The following is a 15,708-nucleotide window of genomic DNA, read 5'->3' on the forward strand; positions in this document are numbered from 1 at the left end:
CCCCCATGCCCCGTGCCTCATATTAAAACATCCGTCGCCGTTGACGTTTCTTTTCTAGTTGAGGTCTATGTAGGGGTACAACTTCGGCTTCACTGCTTTCTCTAGCTACTCGAATGAGTATGGCTGCACCAATTAAGCTAGCAATCATCGAGTTACCACCATAGCTAAACATAGGCAAGGGTAAACCTGTTGTGGGTAATGCACCTGTAGCTACGGCAATATGTAGCAGTGATTGTCCTACCATAACGATGGTGATACCCATTGCTACTAAACGGTGAATGGGGTTTTTTGCTTTCAGTGCTACCATTAAGCCGAGTGTGGCGAATGCTGCTAACATCAGTAACAGTACAATACTGCCAACAAAGCCAAACTCCTCGGCGAAGACCGCAAAAATAAAATCTGTATCTTGAATTGGCAGATAAAATAACTTCTGTTGGGACATTCCAAAGCCTGCGCCCCAGGTTTTACCAGATCCTACGGCTAAAAGACTCTGTACTAATTGATAGCCGTCTCCGGTAGCATCCGCCCAAGGATTGAGAAATGACATTACGCGCTTGCGTTGGTATTCTTTAATGCTGATACTGAGTATTCCTAATGCAAATCCCCCGATGGCTGTACTGGTTAAATACTTGTAAGGTACACCACCAGCTAGTGCTATCAGCCAGATGGTAATTCCACAAAGGGCGGCTGTACTTAAGTTGGGTTGGGCAAGAATTCCTAAAATTACTAAGCCAAAGATAGCTAGCCAAGTTAAACGAATGCGCCAGGCTAATTTTTCCCATTGTCCGAACAGCCGCGCACTTTGTAGCACTAAAAAGGGTTTAATTAATTCGGAAGGTTGAATGGGAATTGGCCCTAAAGCTATCCAACGGGCTGCGTCAAAGGCTTTTTTTCCCAAACCTGGAACTAAAGTCACAAAAATTAATAATAAAAATATACCTAAAAACCAATGGGACGCGCCTAAAATTTTCTGCAAAGGTCGATTCACAATAAAGTTGAATCCAAACAGCGATGCAAGTACCCAAAGAATTTGTCGCTTAAAGTAATATAGTCCATCACCTTGACGAACATCAGCCACCACGTAGGATGCTGAAAAGAGGATAATCAAACCGACAAATAACCAAATAAATGTCAACCAACGCAACAACCGCGCCTCTAATGCCCAGTTGGAGACAGAATCATCAAAAATTGGAATCAGGTTGCGTAGATTCACGATGCCGTTATATGTAAAAGGTAAGGAGTTGTTAAAGCAATTCGCAATTCGCAATGGGCTAACGCCCCGCTTCGCTAACGCAATTCGCAATTCGCAATTTGGGGGTTTAAACCCCTCAATTTTGTTAAAAGTTAGGAATTACACTCATAACTTATAACTCAAAATTAGTAATGTGATGCACTGCGGCGATCGCGCCATTGATGTAATTTGGAATTAACTGACGGTCTTTGACTGTATCGAGAATTTGTTTGACTGTAAAGAGTGCATCGGGGATGTTACGCACCTGGTAAACTTTGTTGGCTCTTTGTTGCTGGCGATCGTACAGTCTTGGTAGTGGTAGTGCTACTAAAGGTACACCCACAGAAGTACATTCGTAAACTGTGTTGTATCCAGCACTGCCAACAACTATATCAGCTGCGGCAAAACATTCGATGCCTGGATGGTGAAACAACCAGAAATTACGTAAATCTTCACTAGGACAGTGAGGGGATAAAATTCTCACAGCGCATTCGGGGAAGGCTGTGTGTAGTTGTAGGGTAAGTTGAGTAAATAAGGGTAACTCTGAGATTTGCCCAGCCGCACAAACTAGGATAATTTTACGGCTATCATCGACTTTGAGAATCTGCGATCGCACAATTTTTCGGTCTGGTAATTCCTCTGGGTGGCGAATTAACCACGGTGCTGTGTGTATTACTCCTGGTAAATCTCCTAAAGGTAAATCTTTTCCTTCTCCTGGGATAATTACCGCCTGAAAATTTTCAGTGACAAATGAGCGCAAATTTTTAACTTCTACATATCGGGGATTTATATCTCGGTGAATCAAGATTTTTGGTATGTTGTGTAGTTGCGGTAATATATCCGCTAATTCACCGCCTAATCCTCTAGGAAAGGTATCAATAATTAAGCAATTATATCTAGTAGCATTAGTATTAAAAATTTCTCTTACTTTCCAACAGGTTGCAGCAAAGCTATCACTATCAGCAATCTGATGTAATAAGCAATCTTGTTTACTGATGTACTGTGCATAGGGACTATTAGTAATGATTTCTATGCTTCTTTGGTTAAGGGCAATTCTCCCCAAAGATAAAGCACGATTAATATGTCCCCAACCGCCACCAAGAGCGTAAATTAACCAAGTTTTAGTCAATAGTTATTAGTCAATAGTTATTAGTCAATAGTTATTAGTCAATAGTCATTAGTCATTAGGCATAGGGCATTGAGAATTTAGATATATAAATAATATCCCTTGTCCCCAGTCCCCAATCCCTCGGCTGGCAAATTAAACTATTCTTCCTTTTGCCTTTTGCCTTTTTACTTTTGCCTTTTCAACTCGCTCCCATATTGGTTTCAAAGTCGCTATCTCTTTCTGTTTCAAAACTTATTCCGTCGGATTCTGTAAAGTCTACATTACCTGTTTCTGGGTCATAATCATAGCGATCGCGGTTATAGTAATAATCTCTACTCCACGAACTAGACCGATAATCACCATAGTCAGGGTAGTAAGCGTAGTCTTCTTCATAGAACTGGTGACAGTGGGGACAATTGGTGGTGTCTGTTCGTCCACAGCGACGTTTGAACAAAAAACCCACCATGCGATCGCACTCCCAACCATCTTTTGTGGTAAGGTTAATGACGATTTCGCAATTACCAATTTGAATGCGATCGCTATCATTAATACTACCAGTTGTTATCTGTACACTATTAATTTTAATACCGCTATTAGTATTCTGATCTATAATAACTAATTCTTGATTTTGCCAAATAATTAAAGCATGATAATCAGCGATTAAATCGTCTTTAATGACAATTCGAGAAACTCTTTGATCATCAATTTGTTGTGGCATGGCTGTAAATTCTTTGCCTATTGCCACTGGTATTTGTAATAATGGTTCACGGCGATCGCCTGTATTGGGATCTAACCAAGATAATTTTATTTGCAAGGTTGCTCAACCTCCTGTTAAATTCACAGCGTAAGCTAAAGCTGCTTGTTGTTCGCGGGTGAGGGAATCTAATCCAAAGCACGCGAATGCAATAGGAGACATATTTGATTTTGTAGAAAATACAGTACCACCAGAGGCATTTTTTAAGGAAATTTTACCTTCTTTTATTCTCACTTGATAAACTAATTTCTTATCCGGTGTGGTAATTTCTAAGCCAGCTTTATTAGTGGTAATTTGATACAATTGTTTTTTAGTATTATCTTCTAGCTGATAGGTATTATCACTGTTACGTTTGAGAAAATATATATCTTTTTTCTCAGCATCTTGGATTGTCCAAGAACCATCAGCATTGATGATATATCCTAAAACTTTATCTTGGGCATTTTTGATTTTGATTTTACCAGAATCATCAGTTTTAATTCTAGCTAATTCCTCGTCTTTACCATCAACTAACTTAGCTCCATCTGTCCGTTGCTTAATAGCAAATAAATCAGCACCACCTTCTGTTTTAAACTTAATTTTCTCTGTTTTATCTATAACATTATTGACAGGCGTAGCTGCTACCGTTTCATTAATATTAGGTGGTAAAGTATTAACTTGATTAGGTGGAAGATTATTCGCTTGATTATTACTGCAACTTACAGAAGATAAAATCAAAATACTGAAGATTAAACCCTGAATAATTATTTTTTTCATATGTTTATTTTGTGAGCATTTTTGCTAAATTGAGGACTTGATAACTACTCAAAAACATAGCAGTAATCGTTTGATATACTTTATCTTGAGCATTTACAAATTGGGGTGCAACTCTCGCAGTGATATAAATCGCTTCATCTGTAATTCTCAATCTTCTGAGACTTGATGATATCGGTAGCTTAATGGCATGATTAACTTCTTGTTGTAAAAGCTTGATTGCTCCATATCGTTTTTTTGGATAAGTTAAGCTGATGCTAATATCTAACCCTCCCGATTTACTTTTTGATTTATATTTACTCTTGCCGCTACTACCACGTTTCCAGCCATACTGCTTTTTTAAAATTTCAGTTAAACTTAATTCAAAATATGTTTTATCTATAAATTGTCCTTTAATTGTCAACCATGATTGAGTATAACTATCAATTTTCCACCCAGCTTTATAAGGATGATCAATTGTTCCTGTTTTGTTCTCTACTTTATCCAGAGATTTAAAAGATAGACCTAAATCTATGAGCGCATCTTCCTTGATATCACGATAGAGCATTTGTATGACTTTTTTGGTTAAGTCATATCGATAGTTTTGCAAGTTTAATCGCTGGAATTTAAAATACATAAATAATGTATAAATCCCATAAATTATTAAGAAAAATGCTATCAATATTGAAAGTAGTAGAATTACTCCTAATAATTCAGTATTAGTTAATAATAAGGAAATGACAAATAAGATAACAAATAGAGCGACGATTCCCAAAAAGCAAAAAAGTGCAATTTTACCATATCGTTTTTGCTGAATTTCGGCGAAACTATCAAGTTCTGCTATCTTTTGTAAATCATCTAAAACATTTTTGATGGAAGACTTGACGGTATAGATCCGAGATTTACGAATTTCTTCTAGTTCGACAGTCATTTTATTGAGATTCCACCATTAAGAGTTTTTCTGAGTTTTTTAAACTTAGGTTAATTTAAATGTCGATTCTCTTATTCAAAGATGTTTTAACTAAAATAGAAAAGTTTTGCTGCAAGTATACCAAAATAAAAAAATATGTGTCAACGAAATGTATAAATATCTATGGGATTATCTAAAATAGCTTATATTTCTTTTGATACTGTTCCAGCACCAAAAGGAGCAGCAATTCATATTCAAGCTTTTGTTTCTGCTTTAGGTGTAAATTTTGGTGATGTACAGTTAGTGACAGTTTCACCGACAACAGAATTGCAGGAATTTACATCAATTCATCCACAGATAAAGCAAACAACACTCCCAGCTTTAGGAGACAACTTAATTCAGCGAGTGATTTATTTTCGGCGTTTATTGCGATTATGGCTAGAAGGAAAGCGATTTGATGTTATTCATATTCGCTCAATTTATGAGGGATTTGTCATTGCTGTTAATAAAAATCAATATTGTGATCAGTTAATCTTTGAAGTTAATGGCTTGCCTTCCATAGAATTGAAATATCGCTATCCTCGTGTGAGTGAGGATCGAGAACTTTTACATAAATTATCTTCCCAAGAGCAAATTTGTTTGTCTGCTGCCGATTTAATTATTACGCCTAGTAAAATTACAGCAACATATTTACAGCAGCAAAAAAACATTCCCGCCGCAAAAATTAAAGTCATTCCCAATGGTGTAGATTTGCATATCTTTACCTATCGTCATCCTGAAAATAAACTTGAGATTCCCTGGGAAATGCTATATTTCGGCACTCTGTCTGCTTGGCAGGGAGTAAATTTAGCTGTGGAAGCTTTGGGATTAATTAATCGAGATATAACGGCAAATTTAACTATTATCGGACAAGCCAGGGAATTACAAATCCAAGCAATCAAACAACTGGCATTAAAATTTGGCGTAGCAGAGAGGTTAACTATTTTAGAACCAATGTCACAATCAGATTTAGTGACGAAGATTCATGCAGCCAATGTGATTTTATCGCCACTGACACCGAGCGATCGCAATTTAGTTCAAGGTTGCTGTCCTCTGAAAATTTTAGAAGGGATGGCGACGGGAGTACCTGTAATTGCTAGTGATTTACCAGTAGTGCGAGAACTAGGAGAAGATGGGGTTGATTTTTTATTAGTCAAACCAAATTCAGCTAAAGCCATTAAAGATGCGGTTTTCAGACTATATCATGAGCCGGAATTAGCCATAAAACTAGCCAGTCATGCCCGCCAGCGTATCATCACCAACTATACTTGGCAACAAGCCGGAGAGGCTTTGGTTAATGCCTATCAAGAATTGGGAATCAAGCGGTCAATTACCGTTTGAAGTTGTTGTTTTTCTTGGATGATAGAATGGCTATTTAAAATGCGATCGCGTGCTGCTTGCTGAATTCGCTGTTTCTCTGCTAATGGCATTGCTAAATATTCCAACACCGCATCACCCAACCGATGTAACTGCGAACGAGGTAATAAAAACCCGTTTTCACCATGCGAAATCATCTCTGGTATCCCACCCGCATCACTGGCAATACAGCAACAACCACAAGCCATCGCCTCTAACAGTGCATTAGGCATTCCTTCCCATAGTGAAGGCTGGAGATAAACATCACACAAGCGTAAATAGCTAGCTACTTTTTCCGGGTTGGGTAAATGTCCAGTCACAATAACACGTTGAGCATTTTCCGGCTGATGATGTGCATACATTTGCAGTACAGATTCTTGAGTTGCCCTCACTTCCCCGATAATTAATAAACAAGCCGGACGTTCTCTTCGGACTGTGGTTAAAGCATCTAATAAAAACTGTTGTCCTTTTTTCTCCCGCAATTCTCCGCAAAACCCCAGCACTACTTCCTCCGCCGCAATTCCTAAAGTCTGGCGCAGTTGCTGATTTATTCCTTCTAACTCTGCTAGCGCAGTTTCTTTCCCCGTGCAGAATATTTCGGTATTGACTGTGTTTTTCAAGACTAAAACATCATTACGCCCACATAGTAGCTGAATCTTCCGTGCCATATCCGCACTCACAGCAGTCATCACATCAGCATTTTGTAACGTCCACTGCAACCGTGCAAAATCTCCTGGTGGAAACATTTCCCTATCAACATCGTTACCACGCACACTGACGGTGCTAACTATTCCCTGGAGTTTGGCAAACCATGTAGCAAGAAACCCGCTAGGAAAAAGATAATGACCCCAAACAGCATCATAATCACGAGTTTGATGCAGCCATTCCAAGAAATTTAAAGTATGAGGCATAGTCATATCCCAATGACGATATAAGCCTATGCGATAGACACGGGGTTGAATTTCTAAAGATTCTGGAGGTAACACTACACCTGCTTGTAAGTAGCGACTCCAAGCCACCACATCAACTTCTATCCCCAATTGAGATAATGTTGTCACCAAACGCGTCGCACTACTAGCTAAACCACCCAAATCAGGTGCAAATCTTTCAGTAATTACTAAAAGTTTATTGATCATCGCGGACAAATAATTTTCCCAAAAAGTCTCAATATGAGTGTAGGATATTCTTTTTTCCACACTCTTGAGCAACTGCGTTTTAAAACGTCCCTCGTAAAAATCTAGAATTGAGAATAACTACAATACACAACTCAGTGATTTATCTGGGTCTGCTGCTGTTAACTTTTGTGCATCAACTAATGCTGTATCCTTAGCTTGTAATAAAAACAGAAAATCTGCAATCGGATCATGAATAGCAAAATCTTTGAGTTTAATGCCGAAATTAGCAAGACTAGCTGTGTCAGTAATCCAAGGAGACCCCAGAAAAAATATGATTTCTTGGTCTTTTTGGTAAATTATTTGTCCCTTCATCAGCATTCCATTATCAATGAATTCCAAAATGAAAAGAGAGCGTGATTTTTTGTGAATATTTTCAAAATCAAATGCAATATTGGGACGATTAATCCGAAAATTTTCTTCAATTTTACTACCAACTAGTGGTTTACGGCTGATGCGTTCTAGAACATCACCAGCCTGTAAAATTTCTCTTTTTTGATTAAAAACAAAATGGAAAGGAAAGGCTTGATTAAACAGTTCTGGTGTGAGGCTGAATTGAGGAGTGAGCATTCATCTAGCCTTCATTGTTGTCTATATTTCACTAAAAATTCATCATGTTCAGCACCATTGTCCCGGCTTTGGGTTTGGGTAATCTCGACTTCTGTATCAAACCTTGTTCCTAATCCCTTGACTAGACCCAAAACCATTGGAGCTAGTCCTTCTCTGTCAGAACGATAGTGTAGCTTGAGTGCATCTTCGTCCACATCACTACATTCAAATGATGGCGGTTGTAGTTTGGGAAAGCTAACTCCTACGCGAGCATGAAGATTATCCAGGTTTTCTAAGAATTCTGGGAGTGTATCTCCACTCATGTCCATCATCTCGCCGTAGCCTTCTTGGGATGTATATTGCACCCAAAATTCCCCGAAAGCTTGCATAATCTCTGAAGGTGGCAGATTGAGAACAACACTAGCAGCTCTCACTAATCTGTGGGTGATATCATCTGGGTAGCCTTCCATACTGATGAAAACTTCTACATCTACCTCAGCTTTTTGTTTAATTGTTCTCCACATATCTTCACCAAAGCGACTACACACCATATCTTGAATCGCTTTGTTCACTAATCCATACATAGTATACCCCTTGCAAATATACGGTTAATTGAGGCTGCGGGTTATGACTCATCAAAAAGTTTTGCGATCGCCTATTTTTTCTCCATTTAGTCTAAAGTTAACCTCAGCAACATCTGTTCATTGTGGATGAGATATATAATTTCTCACAAATAACTAATTTTATTGTTACAATTCAAGTTCTTCACATCCGTATTTCTACGATTTGTTTTCACCACTGACTATGGATTCAGCCACAGTAAGGAATCAGGAAAGAAACTATATTGAGAGTGTTTCAAGAATTGACGCTGAACCCGTTAAAAGACTGCACACACGCATCCATTGTCTCTACAATAGCCAGCTTAATTTTGATATCTTCATCATAGTGAGGAAGATAAGGTTCTCTCATTGTTTTTGATAAAAGTGTCGAAGAGGCTAAACAAAAGCGTAATGTTAGTTCTCCAGTTCCCCTTTATACTAGAGGATACCGCTTGATAAAAATATTTAATACCTAAAATTTTTCTATAAAAAATAGGCGTTGCTGATTGAGAATATGAATTGTCTCACACATTCGCCGAAGACGTTCCCGTTCGCGTAGCGTCCCGCAGGGAAGGAGAAGGGTAGATGCGAAGATGCAAACAAAAACAAGGTTAATTTTTGCATTTCATACTCTGATTCAGCAAAGCCAAAAAATAAGAGGTCATTATCTGACCTCTTTAACTACTTCTTTGTATAAGAATTTTCCCACTATAGAAATTAGAGTAAACCGGTATTAGTGCCTTGCTTACCAGTGGCGAGTTCCACTTTAACGATTTTGCCACCCATTTTTTGAATTCTTTGCTGTTCACGGAACCAGTTGTCGTAGGGAACAAGTTTAGTAAAGTAGGTATTTTGCAGTTCACGCTGGGTGCGAATTCTGGTTTGGCTAGGAACACAAGCTGTGATTTTAAATAACCGCGCCATTTGTTGAATCTCCTATGGTCAATGTGAAAACTTTTTTATTTCAAAAAACGGGGATGTATTTTACCCAAAATATTTAATTAATCTTGCGAAGGCTGGAAATCAAACGTCAATACTAGACAGCTAACACTCATAACTAAATTTTTAGTAGGATAAGCGACTAAACTTTCTAGCACTCACAGTTGATTTCCAGACCTAAATCAACTTACACTCAATTACTCAAGTGTCATGTAGCTCTTAGCTCAAGCCAGAGGAGATGTAGTCTAAGTAAACACCGAGTTCTTTACCAGCATCGGGGCCTACTAAGCTAGCAGCAACTTCTTTGATAGCTTGGATAGCTTGAACGGTAGAACCGATGGGTACACCCAAGGAGTTGTAGGTTTCTTTCAAACCGTTGAGTACGCGCTCGTCGAGGATGGAAGGATCGCCAGCTAGCATAGCGTAGGTAGCGTAGCGGAGGTAGTAATCCAAGTCACGGATACAAGCAGCGTAGCGACGGGTGGTGTACATATTACCACCGGGACGGGTGATATCAGAGTACAACAAGGATTTAGCTACAGCTTCTTTAACGATGGTAGCTGCATTAGCACTGATGGTGGTAGCAGCACGAACGCGCAGTTCACCAGTGGAGAAATAAGCTTTGAGTTTGTCTAAAGCAGAGCTATCTAGGTACTTACCTTGAACGTCCGCAGAGTTAATGATAGCGGTAATTGCGTCTTGAGCCATTTTGTTAATTCCTTATTTTCAACCTAATTGCAATAGTTCCATTGTGGTCAGGAAATAGCTTGACCCTACGACAATGCACCTACTACGTAGTCAAAGTAAGATCCAGCTTCAGCAGCATCTTCAGCAGACAACAGACTAGCAGCAGCACCTTTGAGAGCAGCAACACCACCAGCAACTGCATCGATAGGAGTTCCGAGGGACTTGTACATCTCGCGAACACCGATGATACCGATTTCTTCGATGGGGGTAACGTCACCAGCTACGATTCCGTAGGTAACGAGGCGGAGGTAGTAGTCTAGGTCGCGCAGACAGGTAGCTGTCATTTCTTGACCGTAAGCGTTTCCACCAGGAGAAACAACATCAGGACGCTTTTGGAAAAGTTGATCGCCAGCTTGTTTAACTAAACGCTCGCGGTTGTCGGTCAATACTTGAGCGATGCGGAGACGTTGTGTACCACTAGCGGTGAAAGCTTTGATCCGATCTAGTTCGCCAGGGCTGAGGTAGCGAGCTTCTGCATCAGCATTCACGATGGACTTCGTGACGATACTCATTAATGGATTCCTCCAATACGAAATGAAACCAGAGTTTTGGTTAAACTGGTGGGATTTTAAAACTAGCTGGGTCGAGATTTAAGTCTCTTCCTCCAGACGAAAGCAGTTAAATGAGTCACTGCTTCTATCATTTAGATTACGTGGTTAGCGGAGTTAACACAACTACACAAGCTGTTAAACTCAGCTACCTTACGCAAAATATTCTCCGGCATTCTGTTGAGCATTTATTGCTACTCTTAACAGTTTTTAACATTCATTTTCAGATTTGCTATGCAGGAGAAAGTTAGGGATTGGTTACTGGGAAGTTTTCCCAGTCCCCAGTCCCTTAGAAATTAGCACTGGACTTAGTGGAGAGTCCTGAGTCAATGAGAAATCATCTTTTAACTCAGCACCCAGCACTTTTAACTCAGCACTCTTGTTTAACGTGTGTAGGGAACTACTTCTTCGCCAAAGTAGCTGTTATACTCCGCACTGTTGACAATTGCTGTCACAGCCGCGCGTAAACCGCTATCAGCCAAGATTCTGCCGTATTGGTTGATTTCTTCAGAGTTGGCTGGTGTGCGTCCCAACAGGTGACGGAACAGGAGTTCCACTACCTTAGCGGCGGGATAGGGAGTATAGAAACGCTGACAATAGCTATCGGAACTAGCTAGTTCACACACAAACTCGCGGACGGAAATTTCACCATTGCTGAGTTTACTTTCTAGGTCAACCAGACGGAAGTTTTCTGGAACTTGTCCGTTTGGTACATCCATAACCTGAGAGTAAATAGCATTGATGACTTCCTGTCTGGTGGCTAGGTTTGCACCTGCACTCAGGCGGTGAATGCGGATAGGTTGGCGATTGACTTCTAGAGATTGTTGATCACCGTAGCTGATAGAACGTCCCAACTCTTGGACTTGGTGGAGTTGTTTAGCTTCCGCCGCTAAATCTGCGATCGCCTTCGCTAAAATTGGTGTCTTATCAGTTTCAATGCGTGGTTTCACAGTCTTAAAGCTGGGTACAACCACTTCATTGTTTTGCTTGGTGAGTTGATTGTACAGTCTTTCGGTGTTGGGGAAGTTGGCAGCCGGCAGGGTGGGGAAGCGACGATAAGGAACTGTATCCTCACCAAAGACCTCGCGATACTCCTGGCTATTCAACAACGCTGCAATGAAAGCACGAATTCCTTGAGTTGCCAAAATCTGGTTGTACTTGCGGATTTCTGCTTGATCAACAGGTGCGCGTCCTAAGAAATGCTTAGTTCCCAACTCAATTACTTTGGTGTTGGGGTAAGGTGTGTAGAATTCCTTCAGATACAGGTTAGAGTAACCCAAACCTTCAATAAATTCTTTGACTGTGATTTCGCCGTTACTCAATTTACTTTCTAAAACCGTAAATTCGTTTTTCACGATATACGGTGCAATATCACGCTCGAAAATTTGGCGGTAAGCAGCACTAATCACAGTTTTAACTGCGGCTTTATCAACGGTGTTAGCTACTAACTTGAAGACTTTGGTTTGTTCCCGTTGCTTAGTAACACCTTGTTTGATGCGGGAGTCTACATCGGATCCGGCACGTTTTTCAGTCACTGCACCAAGTTCTACAAAGGTGGGTGTGACTTCTTTAACGACTTTTGCACCGACATCTTCACGGATGCTACCCACACGCAGTTGTCGCCGTGCTACACCCGCAGGAGTCAAATAACGTTCGTAAGGAACTGTATCTTCGCCAAAAGCTTCACTGTACTCTACGCTGTCGATAATGGCATCGACCACCGCATAGAAACCTTTTTTCGAGGCGAGGTCAAAGTATTTGTTAATTTCTTGACGACCGTAGGTAGGACGACCCAACAAGCGGCGGTGAATGTACTCAATTGCTTTACAAACATACAGGGATGTCCAGTACATTTTGCGGAATACATCCGACTTCGCCAAGGCGCGAACAAATTCTCTAACAGAAATGTCGCCATTTTCTAGCTTGATTTCTTGTACTTTCAGCCGTTGACCTTCGTAAAGGTCGCGGCCAAACACTTGTAGATAAGTAGCTCTAATTACGGCTTGAGTGGAGCTTTCAGAAAATCTAACACTTGTCCCCTTGGGAGCTTTTTTGCCAATTGTCCCAGGCAATTGATCTAATTTGAATACCTTAGCACCCAAAGAACCAGGAGCTATACCTCTAGCACCAGGGTTACTGAGTTGGTTATTAATTCCCGGCCCTTGGTGAATCAAGATCCGTCTGGTATCTTTGCCAAAAGGTGCGGGACTGGTGCTGGGGTTGCGTGTTTCTTTGGGGAAAATCGCCCCAAATTGAATTTCCAAGGGGTCGTTACCAGAACCGTAGGGGTGTTGGTCAGGTAATGGCTGTTCGTAAGCTGCAAATGTGGTAAGGAATTGGGGGACTTTGCGGAAAGGCGCGCTGTAGTTAAACAGGTCTTGCTGTGGCCCCCAGTTACGACATTCTTGGGCTTCTTGACCCAGACCACGCAAGTAAGGTACTGTTTCTTCCCCAAAATAGTCGCTGTATTCTTGAGAATCTACCAAAGCATCTACTAAAGCTGGTAGACCGCCGTTAGAAATAATGGAAAAGTAGGTTTGTACTTCTTCGCGGCTACTTGGCCCCCGTCCCAAAATGTGACGGAAAGCTAATTCAATAACACGGCTGTTAATAAAAGGTTGGTAAAACTGTTTTTGGTAAAGGGGAGATTTCGCCAAACGACGGACGAATTCCTTCATGGAGATGTCGCCGTTTTTGACTTTGGATTCTAAGTCAGAAATAGACAAGCTGTAAGCACGAGTAATATCGCGCTCAAAAATTTGTCTATAGGCTGCTTTGACTACTTCGTTTTTCTCAGTAGCAGATAACCCAGGCTTCATCACAAACTTGGGTCTTCTTTCCGCAGCGTTGAAGTAAATTTGGGGTAGTTGTAAACCTTGTTGGTCACTGGAGGGACGTTGACGTACTTTCGCAGAAGGTGTAGCTCCTTTGAATTCGGTCAACAATACATCCATATACTGAGTCACAATGTCTGTGGCTTCAGCATCTTTACGGAAGTAAGACAACGATGCAGCTTTGATTTCTTGCAAAGCAACTAAAGTTGCTTCCCCTGAACAAGCATTTTCAATAATTTCGCGTAAACCACGGGTGTTTACAGCAATGATACTGGGGTCGCCAGCAACGATCGCATAAGTCGCATAGCGCAAGAACCAGGATAAATCCCGCAAGCTCTTGGCCATGTTGCTGGGGCCGTAACGAGAGACGTTAATTGGTCTAAATCCTGGTGGGGTTGGGCCACTAGGAGATGTGTTGAAGATGGAGCGCAAGTTTTCTAAGAATCCACCACGGGTTTCCACGTAGGTGACAGTTCCTAGTTTCATTCCTTCTCTGACATCTCCACCCGCGCCAACTGCCGCCATTGCTAGTTCAGGTTCTGGTGCTGGCTTTTCTAGGAAAGCCATTGGCGAACCACCAACAAAAATCCGGTTAGCAGCACGGGAGACAATAATTTCAGAATTTTCTGTGAGGGTCTGGGCAATTTCTAAACGCTTTGCACCAGATGCAAAATAGCTTGCTAGTTCTTTTAGTTCACCAGATCCCAAAAAGCGGTCTTGCTGTTCCGCTTGGGAAATGGTTGCTACAGCTAAGGTTTGATATAGTTGCGGGCGCGCAACAGAGCTTCCACCACTCGCCTTAACACTCATTGGATTTGTAAAACTCCCATCATAATCATTTATGTGTTAAGTCTGGGTTGTTTTGAGGCTTGACACATCGGTGTACTTATGCGTTGTGATTATTGCCTACAAAGTTGCCAGTAAAATTAACCCAGTCAGCTTTTAGATTAGAACGTTTTGCGTTTCCACTGTTGAATTATTAAGAAGTATGTAGATTTTTGCGTCTCGATCCCTGTATTTCAAGAAGTACGTACTCTTGCTTGGCTGAGACAAAATCTCATTTTTGTTACATTTCTTAAGAAAAACACCAAAAAAGTTCTAATTTGCTTTTAATCTCTAGTTTCTTATTGGAACACAAAAAGTTAAGGATTTGGCCGTGGTGAAGGGATATGTAAAAATCCATCACTTCCTGATTCTTTTCTTACATAACTATCTTCGGCAAATAAAGGCACATAATCAATGACTTATACGCAGAGGCAATTTCTACCTCTCTACTAACGTCTCTGTGTATCAGAATCTTATGACTCTTGCTGTCGTGAGCAAGTGACGAGCGATCGCCCTCCACACCTTTAGCCTAAATCTCATGTAAAGTAGAAGTGTAGCCAGCAATTGCTCAAAACAACTGGGTGATGAATAACCCTACAAGTCAGAAATTTGTGAACTCAGCCCTAGCGGAACAGTTAGCGATATATCGCTTCTCTACAAAACACTCTCCAAAACCGACTGATGCACTGAAATCCGACTTCATCATCACAGCAATAGCTGGAAATTCCCTACAAGCCAATCACAGCCACACTTTACCCAACATGAAACAATCTCTTACCTCTAACCCCTCTTAAATCCCACCAAAAAAAGAAGTTAATTGTTTTTTTCTAAAGTATTGTTACCGGATCGTGATATGATTCAGCTGACTGAATGTGCAGTCATCATATAGTTAGCTGTACTGGTTTCAAGTCCCGTGAGCTTGTCAGAAGAATCAATTGCACCGAATCCGACAACACCACAAGATGCTGAATCTGGTTTTGAGGACACAGAACCAGTCAACACTTCTATGAGCGAGTTCTATCAACTCTACCAGAAGTTGTTGGTAATCACACTTGTCCTGACTGGGATAATATTCATCTCGGTGTGGATTTTTTATTCCCTCAACATTGCCCTCAATTATTTATTAGGGGCGTGTACAGGTGTGTTTTACTTAAAGATGCTAGCTAAAGACGTTGAGTCGCTGGGTGGAGAGAAAAAGCGTCTGAGCAAAAATCGTTTTGCTCTATTTATTGGGTTGATTATACTAGCAACTCAATGGCGCGATCTACAAGTTATGCCCATTTTTTTGGGATTTCTCACCTACAAAGGCACACTCCTCGTCTACATGGTGCAAACTGCGTTCAATCCTGATTCTTAAAACAAATC

Annotated in this window: 14 protein-coding genes and 1 pseudogene; 3 read left to right on the forward strand and 12 right to left on the reverse strand. The window is 40.7% G+C overall.

Annotated elements, in window-relative coordinates; all coding sequences use genetic code 11:
- Positions 1 to 22: 22 nt before the first annotated feature.
- The 5 genes from CLI64_RS01170 to CLI64_RS01190 form a co-directional block, all read right to left on the reverse strand.
- Entirely contained in the window at positions 23 to 1,213 is a 1,191-nt protein-coding gene (locus CLI64_RS01170; RefSeq protein ID WP_103135520.1) for an FtsW/RodA/SpoVE family cell cycle protein, read from the reverse strand.
- Between the two features lie 151 nt (positions 1,214 to 1,364).
- Entirely contained in the window at positions 1,365 to 2,360 is a 996-nt protein-coding gene (locus CLI64_RS01175; protein ID WP_103135521.1) for a glycosyltransferase, read from the reverse strand.
- Positions 2,361 to 2,538: 178 nt separating this feature from the next.
- Entirely contained in the window at positions 2,539 to 3,153 is a 615-nt protein-coding gene (locus CLI64_RS01180; RefSeq protein ID WP_103135522.1) for an FHA domain-containing protein, read from the reverse strand.
- Between the two features lie 6 nt (positions 3,154 to 3,159).
- Complete coding sequence (locus CLI64_RS01185; RefSeq protein ID WP_103135523.1) at positions 3,160 to 3,849, reverse strand: hypothetical protein; 690 nt, start codon at positions 3,847 to 3,849, stop codon at positions 3,160 to 3,162.
- A 4-nt stretch (positions 3,850 to 3,853) separates the two neighbouring features.
- Positions 3,854 to 4,756, reverse strand: a complete 903-nt coding sequence (locus CLI64_RS01190; RefSeq protein ID WP_103135524.1) for a hypothetical protein — start codon at positions 4,754 to 4,756, stop codon at positions 3,854 to 3,856.
- Positions 4,757 to 4,918: 162 nt separating this feature from the next.
- Here CLI64_RS01190 and CLI64_RS01195 point away from each other — a divergent pair, with 162 nt between their 5' ends.
- On the forward strand, positions 4,919 to 6,115 hold the full coding sequence (locus tag CLI64_RS01195) for a glycosyltransferase family 4 protein (protein WP_103135525.1): 1,197 nt from the start codon (positions 4,919 to 4,921) through the stop codon (positions 6,113 to 6,115).
- On the opposite strand, the gene CLI64_RS01200 is transcribed toward CLI64_RS01195, so the two are convergent.
- The 7 genes and pseudogenes from CLI64_RS01200 to CLI64_RS01230 form a co-directional block, all read right to left on the reverse strand.
- Complete coding sequence (locus tag CLI64_RS01200) at positions 6,079 to 7,263, reverse strand: glycosyltransferase (RefSeq protein ID WP_103140542.1); 1,185 nt, start codon at positions 7,261 to 7,263, stop codon at positions 6,079 to 6,081. The genes CLI64_RS01195 and CLI64_RS01200 overlap by 37 nt on opposite strands.
- A 120-nt stretch (positions 7,264 to 7,383) precedes the next feature.
- On the reverse strand, positions 7,384 to 7,872 hold the full coding sequence (locus CLI64_RS01205; RefSeq protein ID WP_225977471.1) for a hypothetical protein: 489 nt from the start codon (positions 7,870 to 7,872) through the stop codon (positions 7,384 to 7,386).
- An 11-nt stretch (positions 7,873 to 7,883) separates the two neighbouring features.
- Positions 7,884 to 8,435, reverse strand: coding sequence for a heme NO-binding domain-containing protein (locus tag CLI64_RS01210; RefSeq protein ID WP_103135526.1), 552 nt, complete (start codon positions 8,433 to 8,435; stop codon positions 7,884 to 7,886).
- A 732-nt stretch (positions 8,436 to 9,167) separates the two neighbouring features.
- The gene (locus CLI64_RS01215) at positions 9,168 to 9,374 is read right to left on the reverse strand and encodes a phycobilisome linker polypeptide (RefSeq protein ID WP_103135527.1); all 207 of its coding nucleotides are present in this window, start codon (positions 9,372 to 9,374) and stop codon (positions 9,168 to 9,170) included.
- Between the two features lie 234 nt (positions 9,375 to 9,608).
- Positions 9,609 to 10,097: an allophycocyanin subunit beta gene (gene apcB / locus CLI64_RS01220; protein ID WP_103135528.1), complete on the reverse strand. Its 489-nt coding sequence runs from the start codon at positions 10,095 to 10,097 to the stop codon at positions 9,609 to 9,611.
- 65 nt (positions 10,098 to 10,162) lie between these two features.
- On the reverse strand, positions 10,163 to 10,648 hold the full coding sequence (apcA, locus tag CLI64_RS01225) for an allophycocyanin subunit alpha (RefSeq protein WP_103135529.1): 486 nt from the start codon (positions 10,646 to 10,648) through the stop codon (positions 10,163 to 10,165).
- A 422-nt stretch (positions 10,649 to 11,070) separates the two neighbouring features.
- Positions 11,071 to 14,328: pseudogene (locus tag CLI64_RS01230) on the reverse strand (phycobilisome rod-core linker polypeptide); the annotation flags it as partial.
- A gap of 599 nt (positions 14,329 to 14,927) precedes the next feature.
- On the opposite strand from CLI64_RS01230, the gene CLI64_RS30575 reads away from it, so the two are divergent.
- Together CLI64_RS30575 and CLI64_RS01235 are read left to right on the forward strand one after the other, a co-directional pair.
- Positions 14,928 to 15,137 carry a hypothetical protein gene (locus CLI64_RS30575; protein WP_157943176.1) on the forward strand — a complete coding sequence of 70 codons (210 nt, stop codon included), beginning with the start codon at positions 14,928 to 14,930 and terminating at the stop codon, positions 15,135 to 15,137.
- 119 nt (positions 15,138 to 15,256) lie between these two features.
- On the forward strand, positions 15,257 to 15,700 hold the full coding sequence (locus tag CLI64_RS01235; protein WP_103135531.1) for an ATP synthase subunit I: 444 nt from the start codon (positions 15,257 to 15,259) through the stop codon (positions 15,698 to 15,700).
- Positions 15,701 to 15,708 lie beyond the last annotated feature (8 nt).

Origin of the sequence: Nostoc sp. CENA543 (genome assembly GCF_002896875.1) — a bacterium.
Lineage (GTDB): Bacteria > Cyanobacteriota > Cyanobacteriia > Cyanobacteriales > Nostocaceae > Trichormus.